General features: G+C 60.2%; 14 protein-coding genes. 6 read left to right on the plus strand and 8 right to left on the minus strand.

The features are described from left to right. Nucleotides 1-44 precede the first annotated feature (44 nt). Nucleotides 45-302, minus strand: a complete 258-nt coding sequence (locus E1K68_RS09580; RefSeq protein WP_003190018.1) for a hypothetical protein — start codon at nt 300-302, stop codon at nt 45-47. Nucleotides 303-459: 157 nt separating this feature from the next. Here E1K68_RS09580 and E1K68_RS09585 point away from each other — a divergent pair, with 157 nt between their 5' ends. From E1K68_RS09585 to E1K68_RS09600, 4 genes are all read left to right on the plus strand, one after another. Continuing rightward, nucleotides 460-936, plus strand: coding sequence for a PaaI family thioesterase (locus E1K68_RS09585; protein WP_003190020.1), 477 nt, complete (start codon nt 460-462; stop codon nt 934-936). After that, nucleotides 933-1,385 (plus strand): PaaI family thioesterase, encoded by a 453-nt coding sequence (locus E1K68_RS09590; RefSeq protein ID WP_003190021.1) that lies wholly within the window; start codon nt 933-935, stop codon nt 1,383-1,385. Before E1K68_RS09585 ends, E1K68_RS09590 begins: the two co-directional genes overlap by 4 nt. 89 nt (nt 1,386-1,474) lie before the next feature. Continuing rightward, nucleotides 1,475-3,379, plus strand: a complete 1,905-nt coding sequence (gene htpG / locus E1K68_RS09595; RefSeq protein WP_003190023.1) for a molecular chaperone HtpG — start codon at nt 1,475-1,477, stop codon at nt 3,377-3,379. Nucleotides 3,380-3,565: 186 nt separating this feature from the next. After that, nucleotides 3,566-4,294 carry a dienelactone hydrolase family protein gene (locus tag E1K68_RS09600; RefSeq protein ID WP_169855555.1) on the plus strand — a complete coding sequence of 243 codons (729 nt, stop codon included), beginning with the start codon at nt 3,566-3,568 and terminating at the stop codon, nt 4,292-4,294. A 99-nt stretch (nt 4,295-4,393) separates the two neighbouring features. Here the strand turns inward: E1K68_RS09600 and E1K68_RS09605 are convergent, their stop codons facing one another. Further along, nucleotides 4,394-5,260 carry a pirin family protein gene (locus E1K68_RS09605; protein WP_057711595.1) on the minus strand — a complete coding sequence of 289 codons (867 nt, stop codon included), beginning with the start codon at nt 5,258-5,260 and terminating at the stop codon, nt 4,394-4,396. A gap of 63 nt (nt 5,261-5,323) precedes the next feature. After that, complete coding sequence (locus tag E1K68_RS09610) at nt 5,324-5,740, minus strand: OsmC family protein (RefSeq protein ID WP_212614003.1); 417 nt, start codon at nt 5,738-5,740, stop codon at nt 5,324-5,326. 138 nt (nt 5,741-5,878) lie between these two features. Here E1K68_RS09610 and E1K68_RS09615 point away from each other — a divergent pair, with 138 nt between their 5' ends. Further along, nucleotides 5,879-6,901 carry an amidohydrolase family protein gene (locus tag E1K68_RS09615; protein ID WP_169912228.1) on the plus strand — a complete coding sequence of 341 codons (1,023 nt, stop codon included), beginning with the start codon at nt 5,879-5,881 and terminating at the stop codon, nt 6,899-6,901. A gap of 96 nt (nt 6,902-6,997) precedes the next feature. Continuing rightward, a complete protein-coding gene (locus E1K68_RS09620) occupies nt 6,998-8,623 on the plus strand; it encodes a methyl-accepting chemotaxis protein (protein ID WP_212614004.1) in 1,626 nt (541 codons plus the stop codon). A 174-nt stretch (nt 8,624-8,797) separates the two neighbouring features. Here E1K68_RS09620 and fabB read toward each other — a convergent pair whose 3' ends face one another. The 5 genes from fabB to E1K68_RS09645 form a co-directional block, all read right to left on the minus strand. Beyond that, nucleotides 8,798-10,018 (minus strand): beta-ketoacyl-ACP synthase I, encoded by a 1,221-nt coding sequence (fabB, locus tag E1K68_RS09625; RefSeq protein WP_003190033.1) that lies wholly within the window; start codon nt 10,016-10,018, stop codon nt 8,798-8,800. Between the two features lie 11 nt (nt 10,019-10,029). Beyond that, complete coding sequence (gene fabA, locus E1K68_RS09630) at nt 10,030-10,545, minus strand: 3-hydroxyacyl-[acyl-carrier-protein] dehydratase FabA (RefSeq protein ID WP_003190035.1); 516 nt, start codon at nt 10,543-10,545, stop codon at nt 10,030-10,032. 249 nt (nt 10,546-10,794) lie between these two features. Then, the gene (locus E1K68_RS09635; protein ID WP_094775003.1) at nt 10,795-12,696 is read right to left on the minus strand and encodes an ATP-binding protein; all 1,902 of its coding nucleotides are present in this window, start codon (nt 12,694-12,696) and stop codon (nt 10,795-10,797) included. Then, on the minus strand, nt 12,693-13,622 hold the full coding sequence (locus E1K68_RS09640; RefSeq protein WP_212614005.1) for an ABC transporter substrate binding protein: 930 nt from the start codon (nt 13,620-13,622) through the stop codon (nt 12,693-12,695). The genes E1K68_RS09635 and E1K68_RS09640 overlap by 4 nt, the downstream gene beginning before the upstream one ends. 1 nt (nt 13,623) lies before the next feature. After that, on the minus strand, nt 13,624-15,744 hold the full coding sequence (locus tag E1K68_RS09645; RefSeq protein ID WP_346344327.1) for a TonB-dependent receptor: 2,121 nt from the start codon (nt 15,742-15,744) through the stop codon (nt 13,624-13,626). Nucleotides 15,745-15,749 lie beyond the last annotated feature (5 nt).

The raw sequence follows: 15,749 nt of genomic DNA on the forward strand, positions 1-15,749 counted from the left end.
CAGCGGGCTTTCTTTTTGCTGCAATACAGCTTTAAACCCAGCGATTACTGCTTGGCAGGTTCTGCTGGTGCGGCAGGTGCAGCTTCTTTTGCAGCAGCTTCGTTCGATTCGGCTTGAGCTTTGGCAGCTTCGGCGTTTTCTTTCGCAGCGTCGTTCACTTTATCCTGTGCTTTAGCCATATCTTGCTGAGCTTGCTCAGAATGTGCAGCAGCGTCTTGGGCTTTGTCTTCGGATTTCTTGTCGCAGGCAGCCAGACCGAGAGCAGCGGCCAGCATCATGGAAATAGCTAATGTCTTACGCATGGGGTGTTTCTCCTTATTGAAGATATCTACTGGCCTTTCGAACCCAAGGGGCCAGCATTAGTTCCTTATGTCCCACAGATATATAGCATGTTTCGTACAGGAACTTTACCCAGCCATTCCCATCCGCCGAATTCACACTAATAAGAGTCTAAAAACAATGACCGAAAACCCGTTGTTAGAGCGTGCCACGCGCTTTGTTTCGGCCCTGCGCCATTGCCAGGTGCTGGGGGTGAGTGTTCATCAAGCCAGCGAGGAGGGCATGACCCTCGTACTGCCGTATGGGCCGCATATCGTCGGTGACCCCCTGAGCGGGGTGATCCATGGCGGCGCGCTCACCTCGTTGATGGACACCGCCTGTGGCATGGCGACCTTGTGCGTACTGCCCGAGTTCGAAGTGTGCCCCACCCTGGACCTGCGCATCGACTACATGCATCCCGCCGAACCCCATAAGCCGGTGTATGGCTTCGCGCAATGCTACCGGGTGACCACCGATGTGATCTTCACCCGTGGCGTCGCCTATCAGGATGACCCGCAACAACCTATTGCCCATGTGGTGGGCACGTTCATGCGCATGGGCAAGCGCCTCAAAGGCACCCAAGGCTTGGGCACGGTCATCAAGGGAGAGCAGGCATGACGCATCGGTTCAAGACCCGTCTGGAGCAAGCCCACGATCGTGGCAACTATGACGCGCTGCTCGAGTTGGTGCCCTATGCCAGGCTGATCGGCATCGAATGCACCCGTCTGGGGGATGAGTTGCTGTTTCGCCTGCCGGCCAACAAGGACAATATTGGTAACCCCATATTGCCAGCGTTGCATGGCGGGGTGATCGCCGGCTTCATGGAGTTGGCAGCCGCCCTGCATCTGATGGTGTTTACGGGCGCTCCGGGCCTGCCGAAAATCATCGACTTCTCCCTGGATTACCTGCGCGCCGGCCAGTTTCGTGACACCTATGCCAAGTGCCAGGTATGGCGCCAGGGCCGGCGCGTGGCCAACGTTGCGATTACCGCCTGGCAGAGCACTGCGGCCGAACCGATTGCCACCGCCCGGGCACATTTCAAGATTGAGGAATTGGCCCGCCCTTGAAATCCTGGCCTGAGCCCCCAACTTTGATGACAACCCGCCGCCAACCCTTTCGGGCGCGGCCACTGCCATCCAATTGGAGTTTGATGACCATGAGTGTGGAAACTCAAAAGGAAACCCTGGGCTTCCAGACCGAGGTGAAGCAACTGCTGCACCTCATGATCCATTCGCTGTATTCCAACAAGGAAATTTTCCTTCGCGAATTGATCTCGAACGCCTCTGACGCTGTCGACAAATTACGTTTCGAAGCCCTGTCCAAGCCTGAGTTGCTGGAAGGCGGCGCGGAACTGAAGATCCGTGTGAGCTACGACAAAGACGCCAAAACCGTCACCCTCGAAGACAACGGTATCGGCATGAGCCGTGACGATGCGATCACCCACCTGGGGACCATCGCCAAATCCGGCACTGCAGATTTCATGAAGAACCTGTCGGGCGACCAGAAAAAAGACTCTCACCTGATCGGCCAATTCGGCGTGGGCTTCTATTCGGCCTTCATCGTCGCCGACAAGGTTGAAGTCTTCAGCCGCCGCGCCGGCCTCGACGCCAGCGAAGGCGTGCACTGGGCCTCCAAGGGCGAAGGCGAATTCGAAATCGCCACGATCGACAAGGCTGACCGCGGCACGCGCATCGTGCTGCACCTGAAAGCCGGTGAAGACGAATTCGCCGATGGCTGGCGCCTGCGCAACATCATCAAGAAGTACTCCGACCACATCGCGTTGCCGATCGAGTTGCCCAAGGAACAGACCGTTGCCGAAGGCGAAGAAGCCCCGGCGGCGGAGTGGGAAACCGTCAACCGCGCCAGCGCCCTGTGGACCCGTCCGCGTACCGAGATCAAGGACGAGGAATACCAGGAGTTCTACAAGCACATCGGGCACGATTACGAGAACCCGCTGAGCTGGAGCCACAACAAGGTTGAAGGCAAGCTCGAATACAGCTCGCTGCTCTACGTCCCGGCCCGTGCTCCGTTCGACCTGTACCAGCGTGAAGCGCCAAAAGGCCTGAAGCTCTACGTACAGCGCGTGTTCGTGATGGACCAGGCGGAATCCTTCCTGCCGCTGTACCTGCGCTTTATCAAAGGTGTGGTCGACTCCAACGACCTGTCGCTGAACGTGTCGCGGGAAATACTGCAGAAAGACCCGATTATCGACTCCATGAAGTCGGCGCTGACCAAGCGCGTGCTCGACATGCTGGAAAAGCTGGCGAAGAACGAGCCTGAGCAATACAAGAGCTTCTGGAAAAACTTCGGCCAGGTCATGAAAGAAGGCCCGGCAGAAGATTTTGCCAACAAGGAAAAGATTGCCGGTTTGCTGCGTTTTGCCTCGACTCAAGGCGAAGATGGCGAGCAGGTTGTGTCCCTGGCTGATTACCTGGCACGTGCCAAGGAAGGTCAGGACAAGATCTACTACCTGACCGGCGAAACCTACGCTCAGGTCAAGAACAGCCCGCACCTGGAAGTGTTCCGCAAGAAAGGCATCGAAGTGCTGCTGCTGACCGACCGTATCGATGAGTGGCTGATGAGCTACCTCACCGAGTTCGACGGCAAAACCTTCGTCGACGTGGCCCGTGGTGACCTAGACCTGGGTAACCTGGACTCCGAAGAAGAGAAGAAAGAAGCCGAAGAAGTCGCCAAGTCTAAAGAGGGCCTGGTTGAGCGCATCAAGGCTTCCCTGGGCGAAGCGGTGAGTGAAGTGCGGGTTTCCCACCGCCTGACCGACTCTCCTGCGATCCTGGCCATCGGCGAGCAGGACCTGGGCATGCAGATGCGCCAGATCCTGGAAGCCAGCGGCCAGAAAGTGCCGGATTCCAAGCCGATCTTCGAATTCAACCCGTCTCACCCGCTGATCGAGAAACTCGATGGCGAGCAGAGCGAAGAGCGGTTTGGTGACCTGTCGCACATCCTCTTCGACCAGGCCGCCCTGGCAGCCGGCGACAGCTTGAAGGACCCGGCCGCGTATGTGCGCCGACTGAACAAGCTGTTGGTTGAATTGTCGGTTTAACACCGTTGTAGAAAAACCCGCTTCGGCGGGTTTTTTCGTTCTGGCTCTACTGTAGGAGCGAGCTTGCTCGCGAAAAACGTGAGATCACCGCGTTCATTCAGCATTTGCGCGTTATCGTTGACGTTCTTCGCGAGCAAGCTCGCTCCTACAGGGAGCATCGTCAATCCATCTGAATTGGGGAAAATGATGAGCCAAGTCACTGTACGTTCCGTGGTCTATCAGATTGATGGCCAGTCTTATGAAAGCCGTCTGGCGTTCGATGCCAGCCACAAAGGCCCGCTTCCGGGCTTGCTGATGGCGCCGAACTGGATGGGCGTGAGTGCGGGGGCCGAAGAGATCGCCAAGGCCGTTGCCGGCAAAGGCTACGTGGTGTTGATTGCCGACCTCTACGGGCAAAACGTACGTCCTTCAAATGGCGATGAAGCGGGCGCGGCGATGATGCCGTTGAAGAATGATCGCCCGTTGCTGAACAAGCGCATGCAAGCAGCGTTAGAGCAACTGCAAGGCCAGACTGAGGCAGCAGTGGACACCTCGAAACTGGCCACCTTCGGCTTCTGCTTTGGCGGTTGCTGCTCCCTGGAGCTGGCCCGTACCGGCGCGCCGCTGAAGGCTGCCGTGTCGTTCCATGGCACCCTGGATACACCGAACCCGGCGGATGCGAAGAACATCAAGGGGTCAGTGCTGGTGCTGCATGGCGCCTCGGACCCGTTGGTGCCCAAAGAGCAACTGCCGGCGTTCGAAGATGAAATGAACGCGGCGGGTGTGGATTGGCAGTTGCTGAGCTACGGCGGTGCGGTGCATTCGTTCACCGACCCCCATGCCAATGTGCCAGGCAAGATGATGTACGACGCCAAGACCGCTGCGCGGGCTTTCCAGTCGATGCATAACTTGTTGGATGAAGTGTTCAAGGGCTGATTTCTCAGCGCCTGATCGGACGCCATCGCAGGCAAGCCAGCTCCTACATTCTAAAATGTGTATACCCATCAAATGTGGGAGCTGGCTTGCCTGCGATAGCTATTTCACAGGCAACTCGATTCTTTCTGACTCCCCCGGCACGGTGGGCCAATCCCCGGCCGCCCAACGCTGTCTCGCCTGCTCGATCACCGCCGGATCACTCGCCACAAAATTCCAGTTGATCCGCCGTGGCCCATCCAGCGGCGCCCCGCCAAATACCATCAGGTGGCAATCACTCTCGGCATACAGGGTCATCTCCTGCCCAGTCGGCAATACCACCAAGCTGTTGACCTCCAGGGCTTCACCGTCCAACTGCACCTCACCCTCCAGCACATACACCGCACGTTCCTCATGTTCATCAGGAATCAACAGGGTGGTGGCGGTTTGCATCTGTACCTCGGCATACAGCGTCGGCGACAGTACCGGCACCGGTGACCTGAGGCAAAAACCATCACCGGCGATCAAACGCACCTGCACGCCGAGGTTATCGCTTTTCGGCAAGCTCGCCGCTGGGTGATGGCTGTAGTGTCCCGGCCCGGTCTCGTGGTCCTTGGGCGAGGCCAGCCATACCTGCAGGCCATGCAGGCTGAAACCCCTGGCCTTGACCGCTTCCGGTGTGCGCTCGACGTGGGCAATCGCACTGCCGGCGGTCATCCAGCTGACATCGCCGGCTTGCACCACCTGGTCCGAGCCGAGGCTGTCCTTATGCTGCAAGGCGCCTTCAAACAGGTAGGTGAGGGTGGACAGGCCGATGTGCGGATGCTGGCGGATATTCATGCCGGTACCCGGCGCGTAGCGGGTCGCCAGCATATGGTCGAAAAACACAAAGGGCCCGACGCTGCGGCATTCACGCGAGGGCAGGGGGCGCAGGATGGGCTGGCCTTCTACATCTTCGGGGCGAGGGCGGATCACGGTGAGGGTGGTCATGGGCATCCCAGTCTGAGCGGGTTGGATGCAACCAAGCATAACCCGCTCGATGGGAAGTTGGGGCTATTGGCTGAAGGCGCCTTCCGACAGTTTCGTTTCGATGGTGACTTCGGCAGTGGTCATCAGCTTGTGTACCGGGCACTTATCGGCGACGCGGTGCAGTTCATTGCGCTGGGCATCGGTGAGTACGCCCTTGAGGGTCAGCTTGACGTTGAGCTTGTATTTACCCTTCTGCTCCTCGGTGCTGTCATGGGTGACCTCCACGGTCACGCCGGTCAGCGGGATATCTTTTTTCTGCGCGTAGAGCCTTACGGTCAAGGCTTTGCACGACGCCAGCGCAGCATCGAAATAATCGTGGGGGGAGGGGGCCGAATCGTCACCGCCCAGGCTCTTGGGCAGGTCGGTAAACAGCTCGTGATTATTGATATTCACGCTGTGACGGAAGTTTTCAGCGTTCAGCGTATTAACGGTAACAGGCATGGCAAACCTCGTAAGGGGCAGGATGAAGGTCATGCAGTTATAGAGCATGCTGGCACTCCAGTGTTCCGGTTTTTTCCGTGCTGAACCCTGAAGGTTGGCGCAAGGTCTACCCGTATCAACCCTTATTGAGGTTTTACCGTGTCTGGAGCCCGCCTGAGTCTTGCCTTGTTGCTCGCCGCCAGCAGCCTTGCCGCGCAGGCCCGTGACTATGCCTACAGCGACGCGCACCTGCATTACGTGGATTTTTTTCAGGAAACCGCCGGCATGGACAAGCTGCTCAAGGCCATGGCGGACAACCGCGTAGAGCACGTCATGATTTCCGGGATCCCCGTGGCCAAGAAATGGCACGAAGACGAACCCAAGCGCCCGCGCTACTACGCCGGTGACGACGCCGATGCCTATTGGTACAGCGCCACGGATGTGATCGTCGCGGCGGCGGTCAATAAACTTACCCCCGAGCAACGCCAGCACTTTCATCCGTTCCTGGCCGGTTTCAATCCCAACGACAAGAACTCTGCGGCCCATATCCAGCGCATGCTCGACCTCAACCCAGGGCTGTGGCAGGGCATTGGGGAAGTGTTCACCCGTCATGATGACCTTACCGCCCTGACCTCCGGCGACACGCCGCGTGCCAATAACGAAGCCATGACGCGCATCTACCACCTGGCGGCCGAAAACGACCTGCCGGTGATGCTGCACTCCAACATCACCTCCAAGCGTGAGCGCAACCCGCTGTACCTGGCGGAAGTCGAGCAGCCGTTACGCAACCACCCGCACACGCGTTTTATCTGGGCCCATGCCGGTACCAGCAAGGAAATCCACCGTCATCAGGTGCAAATGGATTTTTTGCTGCCCACCTTGAATCGTCTGCTTGAGGCGTACCCCAACCTGTATATCGACTTGTCCTGGAGCATGCTCACGCCGTATCTGCTGGATGAGGCGGGTAAACCTCGGCCTGAGTGGGTAAAGCTGGTGGAGCGCTTCCCGGATCGTTTCATGCTCGGCTCCGACGTGGTGGGGCGCTTCAATAAGTTGGGCAAAGAGATGCGCCGTTTCGATCCTTTCCTCGATGCGTTGCCCGAAGACGTTGCCCACAAGGTCGCGCGCGACAATTTCCTGGCCATCCTGCCCAAGCCGCCTCGCGATGGCGACGCGCGTTGATATCGCGTTTTGGTCTTATGCCAATGACCTGAGGTGCCGATAACGTCCAAGAGACCCGCTGCAGGTGGATGCAGTACTTTTGGAAGGAACCCTGGCATGAATATCCGCAGTTTGAATATCGCCCCTCGCGCCGGCCTGGGCTTTGGTGTGCTGGCGTTGATGGTGTTCGTCTTGGGCGGCTTTGCCCTGTTGCAGATGGCCAACATGCGCCAGCAGTCGGACCAGGTGGAGACCAACTGGCTGCCCAGCGTGATGGCGGTAGGGGAGATGAACCAGGATGTGTTGCGTATTCGGGCGCTGACGTTGCGCTTGCTGGTCAACCGCGACCCCCAGGCGGTGGCGCAGAACGAGCAGAAAATCGCCGAGATCAAAACCGGTTTGCACCACGCGGAAGGCGTGTACGAGGCGTTGATCGTCTTGCCTGAAGAGCGCGTGCTGTTTGATCGCTTCAAGGTCGAGGAGCAGCAGTACCTGCAACGCCAGGAGCAGGTGGTGGGCCTATCCAAGGCCAATCGGCTGGAGGAGGCCATTGCGGTGGTCAATGGCGAAATGAATCAGATGGCCGACCAAATGGCCGTCACCCTGCGTGAGCTGGTCAATCTGAACAAGTCCAGCGCCAACGAGGCCGCCCGGCTGGCACAGCACGTGTTCAGCCAATCGCGGGTCTGGGTGATGGGCATGATTGGCGTCACGGCGTTGATCACGATCGGCCTGGCCGTGTGGCTGACGCGTAGCATCGTGCTACCACTGGCGCAGTCGTTGAAAGTAGCCCAAGGCGTTGCCAGTGGCGACTTGACGGGCGAGATCAGGCTCAGTGGCAGCGACGAGCCGGCGCGCTTGCAGCAGGCGCTCAAAAGTATGCAGGAGAGCTTGCGCGACACTATCCGGCGCATATCAGAGTCATCGAACCAATTGGCGTCGGCTTCCGAAGAACTCAGTTGCGTTACCGAGGATGCGACCCGCGGTTTGCACCAGCAGAACCAGGAAATCGAACAGGCGGCCACGGCGGTCAATCAGATGACGGTGGCGGTGGAGGAGGTGGCGAGCAATGCCGTGGCCACTTCCCAGGCGTCTCGCGAATCCGACCGCATTGCCCAGCAAGGGCGTGAACAGGTGCAGCAGACGGTGGTGTCGATTGAAGCCCTCGCGACCGATGTGACCGCCAATGTGACCCAGGTCGAAGCGCTGGCGCAAAAGGTCTATGGCATCAGCACAGTGCTGGATGTGATTCGCTCGATTGCCGAACAAACCAACTTGCTGGCGCTGAACGCGGCGATTGAAGCGGCGCGAGCGGGAGATGCCGGGCGCGGGTTTGCGGTGGTGGCCGATGAGGTGCGGGCCTTGGCCCATCGCACGCAACAGTCGACCCAGGAAATCGAACAGATGATCAGCGGCATTCAGCAGGGCACTGACCTGGCCGTCAGTTCGATGCAACAGAGCAACACGCGGGCGCGGTCCACGTTGGACATCGCCAAATCGGCGGGCATGGCCCTGGAAGAGATTGCCTCGGCATTCACCTTGATCAACGAACGCAACCTGGTGATTGCCAGTGCCTCGGAGGAGCAGGCGGCGGTGGCGCGGGAGGTGGATCGTAACCTGATGAATATCCGCGACCTGGCACATCAGACCTCTACCGGCGCTAATCAGACCAGCGCAGCGAGCCAGGAGTTGTCGCGGTTGGCGGTGGATCTGAATTCGATGGTGGCGCGGTTTTCGGTGTAGGGCGGGGAACCGGGTTGGCCCATTCGCAGGCAAGCCAGCTCCCACATTTGACTGTATTCACAATTCAAAGGTGGGAGCTGGCTTGCCTGCGATGAAGGCGACGCGGTTTCAAATCAAAGCACAAAAAAAGCCCCGAACCAGTCGGGGCTTTTTCATGTGATCAACCTGCGGGGCTTACTTGCCCTGCCAGCGCTTCAGTACCAGGGTGGCATTGGTGCCACCGAAGCCAAAGCTGTTGCTCATCACGGTGTCGATCTTGGCGTTTTCAACGGTCTTGGTCAGGATCGGCATATCGGCCACAACCGGATCAATTTCGTCGATGTTGGCCGAGCCGGCCATGAAGTTGCCTTCCATCATCAGCAGGCAGTAGATCGCTTCGTGAACGCCAGCGGCGCCCAGGGAGTGACCCGACAGGCTCTTGGTGGAGCTGATCTTCGGAGCCTTGTCGCCGAATACCGCACGCACGCCTTCCATTTCCTTGGCATCGCCGACCGGGGTCGAGGTGCCGTGGGTGTTGAGGTAGTCGATTGGGGTGTCGACGGTGGACATTGCCATCTGCATGCAGCGGATGGCGCCTTCACCGCTTGGCGCAACCATGTCGTAGCCGTCGGACGTCGCGCCGTAGCCAACGATTTCCGCGTAGATCTTGGCGCCACGGGCCAGGGCGTGTTCCAGCTCCTCGACCACCACCATGCCGCCACCGCCGGCGATGACGAAACCGTCACGCTTGGCGTCGTAAGCGCGGGAAGCTTTTTCTGGGGTTTCGTTGTACTGGGTGGACAATGCACCCATGGCGTCGAACAGGAACGACTGGCTCCAATGCTCTTCTTCACCGCCGCCGGCGAATACGATGTCCTGCTTGCCCAGTTGGATCTGCTCAACGGCAGTCCCGATGCAGTGGGCGCTGGTGGCGCACGCGGAGGAGATCGAGTAGTTCACGCCCTTGATCTGGAAGGGCGTGGCCAGGCAGGCGGAAACGGTGCTGCCCATGGTCCGCGTGACACGGTACGGGCCGACGCGCTTCACGCCTTTTTCGCGCAGGATGTCCAGCGCTTCCATCTGGTTGAGGGTCGATGCGCCGCCGGAGCCGGCGATCAGGCCGGTGCGTACGTTCGAAACCTGGTCTTCGCTCAAGCCGGAGTCCGCGATCGCGTCTTTCATGGCCAGGTAGGCGTAGGCGGCAGCGTGGCCGACGAAGCGATAGATCTTGCGATCGATCAGTTCTTCGAGGGGCAGGTCAATGGAGCCGGAAACCTGGCTACGCAGACCCATTTCGGCATATTCCGGGTTGAAGCGGATGCCAGGGCGACTTGCACGCAGGTTAGCGGTGACGGTCTCTTTGTCATTGCCCAGGCAAGAAACGATGCCCAGACCAGTGATAACGACGCGGCGCATGCGGATAACCCTTAAAAGTTGTCAGTGGAAGTGAATACGCCGACCCGAAGGCCTTCGGCAGTATAGATCTCGCGACCGTCGACAGTCACCGAACCGTCGGCGATGGCCAGGTTCAGCTTGCCCTTGAGGACGCGCTTGATTTGAATGTTGTAGGTGACTTTCTTGGCGCTCGGCAGTACCTGGCCAAAGAACTTCACTTCGCCCGAACCCAGGGCGCGACCGCGGCCCGGCAGGCCTTGCCAGCCCAGGTAGAAACCGACCAGCTGCCACATGGCATCAAGGCCCAGGCAGCCTGGCATCACAGGGTCGCCTTCGAAGTGGCACGCGAAGAACCACAGGTCAGGGGTGATATCCAGCTCGGCGACCAATTCACCTTTGCCGTACTTGCCACCCTCTTCGCTGATATGGGTGATGCGATCCACCATCAGCATGTTCGGGGCGGGCAGTTGCGCGTTACCTGGGCCGAACAGCTCACCGCGACTGCAGCGCAGCAGGTCTTCCCGAGTAAAGGCGTTTTGTTTGGTCATGCGAGCTCCTCAATAATCCCATGCGGCAGGGTAGGGCAAATCTTCCCGAACCGAATGAAGCGTTCATGCCTCATAGCGGCAGCCTACACATAGACTATTGCGTTGTAGTGAAAGTCACAGCGGCAAGGCACTGAATGTACACTTGTTCACTGAAATTTTAAACCGGGCCTGTTTATCGGCCCGTTCGGGTGCCTAAGACTGCCGCACTTTCGTCTTTCACGCCAGTCGCAGTTGGCTGATGGCGCGGCGCTACTGTACCCAGCGCTGTAGGATTTGCTGCAAATCCGTGCGTTTGAACGGCTTGGCCAGGTAATCGTTCATTCCGGCTGCCAGGCAGGCTTCGCGGTCGCCCTGCAAGGCGTTGGCCGTCAGGGCGATGATCGGTAGATCGGCGCAGCCGGGCAGTTGGCGAATCTGCCGCGTGGCTTCGTAGCCATCGATCAAGGGCAGGCGGCAATCCATCAGGATGGCGGTGAAAATCAGGCTCTCGGCGCTGCGGATCGCCTCGGCGCCGTCCGTGGCCAGGCTGACTTCATAGCCCAGGCTGCGCAGCATCGCTTCGACCACGGTGCGGTTGACCGGGTTGTCTTCCACCAGCAGCACGTGGCGCCCGTCGCCGGCGCTGGCTTTGCCGAGTGCGTCAGGAGCGGCCACCGGCACATGCTGCTGGTCGATGGCCAGCGGAATTTCTAGGGTGAACACCGAGCCTCGATCCTCTTCGCTCTGGGCGCGCAAGGTACCTCCCATGCGCTCGGCCAGGGTGCGCGCAATCGGCAGGCCCAGGCCTGTTCCACCGTAACGCCTGGAAATCGAACTGTCGGCTTGCTGGAATGCATCGAACATCAATTCCAGGCGTTCAGCGGAAATGCCAATGCCGCTGTCGCGCACGGTGCAGGTGAACCACACCAACTCATGGTCCAGGGTTTGCCAGTGGGGCTCGACGGTCACGCTGCCTCGTTCGGTAAATTTCAGTGCGTTGCCGATCAGGTTCACCAGGATCTGGCGGATCCGTGTCGGGTCGCCGCGCACCCGCAGGGCTTCCAGGCCCATGGGGATGGGCAACTCCAGGCTCAGCCCGCGCTGCTGGGCACTGTGCTGGAACGCCTGGGCGCAGCTGTTGATAAGGTCGGCGAGGTTGAACGGAATATGTTCCAGTTCCAGTGCGGCGCGTTCAATGCGTGAGAAGTCGAGGATGTCATTGATCACCTTGAGCAAGTGCTCGGTAGACTCCGAAGCCAGCGCCGCATACTCGGTCTGCTCCTCGGTCATCTCGGTGGTTTCCAGCAGTTGCAGCATGCCCAGCACGCCATTCATGGGCGTGCGCAGTTCATGGCTCATCATCGCCAGGAAATCCGACTTGGCATTGTTCGCCCGTTCGGCTTCTTCACGGGTCTGGATCAACTGGGCCATGGCTTGTTGCTGTTCGCGACTGGCCTGGTGAAGGCCCTCGGCCAGGTTGTTGATATGCCGCGAGAGGTCGCCCAGTTCCGAGTCATCGACGATGGGCAGTGGCGTCTTGTAATCGCCTTGCTGGATGGCCTTGACCGCATGCCCCATGGCGCTGATCGGCTTTGACAGGCTCGCCGACAAGCGCCGCGCCAGCAGGAAGGTAAACAGCAGGGCGAACAACGCCAGGATCCCGGCCTTGAACAGGATCTCCTGCTGGCGCTGGCTGAACGCATCATTGGACATGCCCACGATCACCCGCCCCAGGTAGTCCGCGCGGGGGGCCTTGGGTTCGTTGAGGTTGTCCTGGAAAAAGTCATTGTTGAGCTGGATGTGTTGCAGGCGGATCGGTGCCTGGAACACTTTCACTGACAGCGAGCGATCATGTCGCTCGGACGGCTGCTCCACGTACACCAGGATGTTCTCGGCGCTGTCCTGGATCTCAAGGAAGCGTACATGGGGCGTGGCCAGGGTTGCACGCAGCAGGGATTCAAGCACGTCATTGTTGCCGGAAATCACGCCGTACTCAGTGGCGGGCGCCAGCTGGTTGGCGATCAATTGACCGGTGTGGTCCAGTTCCTGGCGCAAATCCTGGATGCGCACGAAGGTGAAGAAGGTGATGAGCAGCAGGGTCAACAGCAGCGCAGGGCCCAGGGTAATGAGCTGGGTGCGGGTGTTGATATCCCAACGACGACGCAAGGTCATGGGCGTTGTTCTCCTTCGGCCAAGCGGGCGGCAACGGCGACTTCATCGACCTGTTCGATGCCCAGTGAGCGCGCCACTTGCGGGTTGCCTACGACTTTGAAGTGTTGCGGGTAGAGCGTGTGCGGCCAATTGGCCGGCGGCTGGTCCAGCAGGTGGCCCAGCACGGCGAGCCAGTCGGCCTGATCGCTGTAGGTGCTGGCCAGGCTGCCGGCCCGCACAAACCCGGCATTGGGCCCCACCAACGGCAGTTGTTGGGCGTAACTGCTCAGCAACAGGTTTTTTACAGTCTTGGGGTTGTACAGGTTCGGGTCGTCCAGGCCCAGTAACACGTCGCTGTTCTTGAACAGGTTTTGCAGCGGGCGGCTGTCACTGGTGTTGTCCCAGAGCTGGGGCACGATTTGCAGGCCGATGGGCTTGGCGGCCTGCATCAGTTCGCGCAGCAGGAACTCACTGCCGGCATCGTAAAGCACGCCAACGCGCTGGGCCTGGGGCAGGATATGGGCGATCAGGCGCAACTGACGCTCCAGCGGCGGGTCGCTCCAGAGCAGGCTGATTTTCGCCGGGTGCGTGCTGCCCAGGCGTTGCCGGGCCTGGAGGCGGCTGATGCGCAGCACCAGAGTGGGCGGCCCCTGGGCATCCTGCAGGCGCCAGTCGAGGCCGGGCAGGTCGAGGAGGATCAAACGGGTGCTGGCAGGCAAGTCCCTGGGCGCCGGCAACTCGTTGAGGGGGGTAAAGCTGACCTGGTCGTTGGGGCGCTGTTGGGCAAGGGCCTGGGTAAAGGCGCGCACACCGGCACCGTCCTCGGCGGCCGTGAGCAGGATGCTGGCACTCCAGGCCGGCGCTGCCAGCAGCAGGCACGCCAGCAGCAGGCCGCGACGCCACAATCGTGAAAGCAGGAAGCGTGTCATCCGTGACTGATCGGCCATGTCAGAAGTCCAGCTCGGCGCTGAAGTAGAGAACGTGGCGATGGTCGTAGTTGTTGTCCGCCCAGGTGGTGGGCTGGTTGTCCAGGCGTTGTTGCAACATGCCCGCCAGCTCCACATTGGTTTTGCCTACGGCGATGCGTTTGGCCACCCGCAGGTCGACCCGCTGGAAGCGATATTGGTTGAGTGCGTCGTCGCCATAGTAGAACAAGGCGCTGGACCACCCCTGGCCCCATTCACGCAGCCAACCGGCCGAGCCGCTGTTACGCGCGGTTTGCGCCTTGTCCCGCGGGTTGCTGGAGGTGGCGTCTACATAAGCATAGGTCAGGCGCAGGCGGTCGGCGTTACTCACACGCCAGTCGAACTGTGACTCGGCACCGGTGAAGCGCGAGCTGTTGGCGTTACTGGCGATGTACTGGTTGTTGCGCAGCGGCGAGCTGATCATGTCGGTGATTTCGTCATAGAACAGCTTCACGTCGACATTCAGCCCCAGCTCGGCAAAGAAGCCGTTGTAGCCCAGCTCGCGTGAGCGCATCAACTCTTTGTCGAGGTTGCCGGGGCCGCGCGTCACGACAAAATATTGCCCGGCGTTTTGCCCGTAGGTCGGGGAGCTGAGATTGGTGACACGGTAGCTCCAGTTGACGTTGTTCTCGAACATGTCCGGCGAGCGGATCGCCTCGGAGTAAACCGCGCGCAAGCCGTGGCGGGGGTTGATCAGGTAATTGACCGCCACACGTGGGGTCAGCGAGTTGCCGCTCAGGTGGGTGTCTTCGTACATGGCGCCACCTTGTAGCAGCCAGTGCTCGCTGGCGCGCCATTCCAAGTGCCCGAACAGGCGCCAGGTGGTGTCGTCCAGGGTGCCATTGAAGTAGGTCTCGGAATCGGCGCGGTCGTAGCGGTAATTCACGCCGCTGACCAGGCGCAGGCTGTCGGAGAGGCTGAGCGTGTCCTGGATCTCCAGGTCGTAGCGGCTTTCACGGGTGCTCTGGTCGATATCGCCGCATACGCTCTGGTTGGCGCCGTTGCGCCACTGGTCCAGCACCTGGTTGGCCAAGGCCTGTTCGGCGGCGTTACCTGGTGGGGCGGAGCCTTGGCTGTAAGTGTCCATGTGCCGCGCCAGCAATTCGGCATAGTTGGGGTTGAGCTGCCATAGCTGGGTCAATTCAGGGCTGAACGAGACCTTGGCGTCACAGGCTTTCCAGATTTGCTTGCGGTCCCATTGCTGTGCCGAGCCCTGGATATACAGGCTGTGATCGGGGTTGAAGTCAAAGTTCCAGCGCAGGGAGCCCGCGTAGTCTTTGGCGGTGACGTCGGAATTGCTGCCGCCTTCGGTAATCCCGGCAAACACTGGGGTGTAGGTGTATGGGCGTTGGTTGGTGCCTTCCTTGACGTTCAGTTGCCAGTCGAGGCTTTGTTGCGCGTTCAAGGTCTGGCTCACCGCCAGGCTGAAACGGTTGAGACGACGCCCGTCACGGCGGTCGGCGCCGGCCGCGTCGCTGTCAAAACCATCGTCCTGTTGCCCGGACAGGGACAAGCGCAAATCGCCGGTCTCCCAGCCCACACCCTGGCTGGCATAGAAGTCATTGATGCCACGCTCGCCACGGATGACCTTTACCCGCGAGCCGTGGCTGTTGGCCGGCGAGCGGGTGAGAATATTCACCACCGCCATCAGCGCATTGGCACCGTAGCTGACCGTGTTGGGGCCGCGAAACACCTCGATGCGCTCGATATCCCCCATGGCCACCGGGATATCGCTCCAATCCACCGTGGCCAGGCCGGCGCGGTAGACCGAGCGCCCATCGATCAGCACCTGCATGCGCCGTGCATCGCTGGCGCTGGTGCCGTGGTAATTCACTGAGGCCTGGTTACCGCTGGTGTAGCCGACCATCATCCCCGGGACCAGCCGCAGCAGTTCCGAAATGTCCCGGGCGCCGCTGGCCTTGATCAGCTCACTGTCGATCACCGTCATGCTGCCGGGCACGGCGGCGGCCGATTGCTTGAGGCGCGTGGCGGTCAAGACCTGCGGCAGCGGCTGGCTGTCGAGGAATAGATCGTCGGCTTGCGCGCAGGTAGCGCACGCCAGCATCAATAACAGTGATGAGCGAGGAGGGGGGCCTAGATACACGGCAC

Source organism: Pseudomonas sp. B2021, from assembly GCF_018135665.1.
Classification (GTDB): domain Bacteria; phylum Pseudomonadota; class Gammaproteobacteria; order Pseudomonadales; family Pseudomonadaceae; genus Aquipseudomonas; species Aquipseudomonas lactis.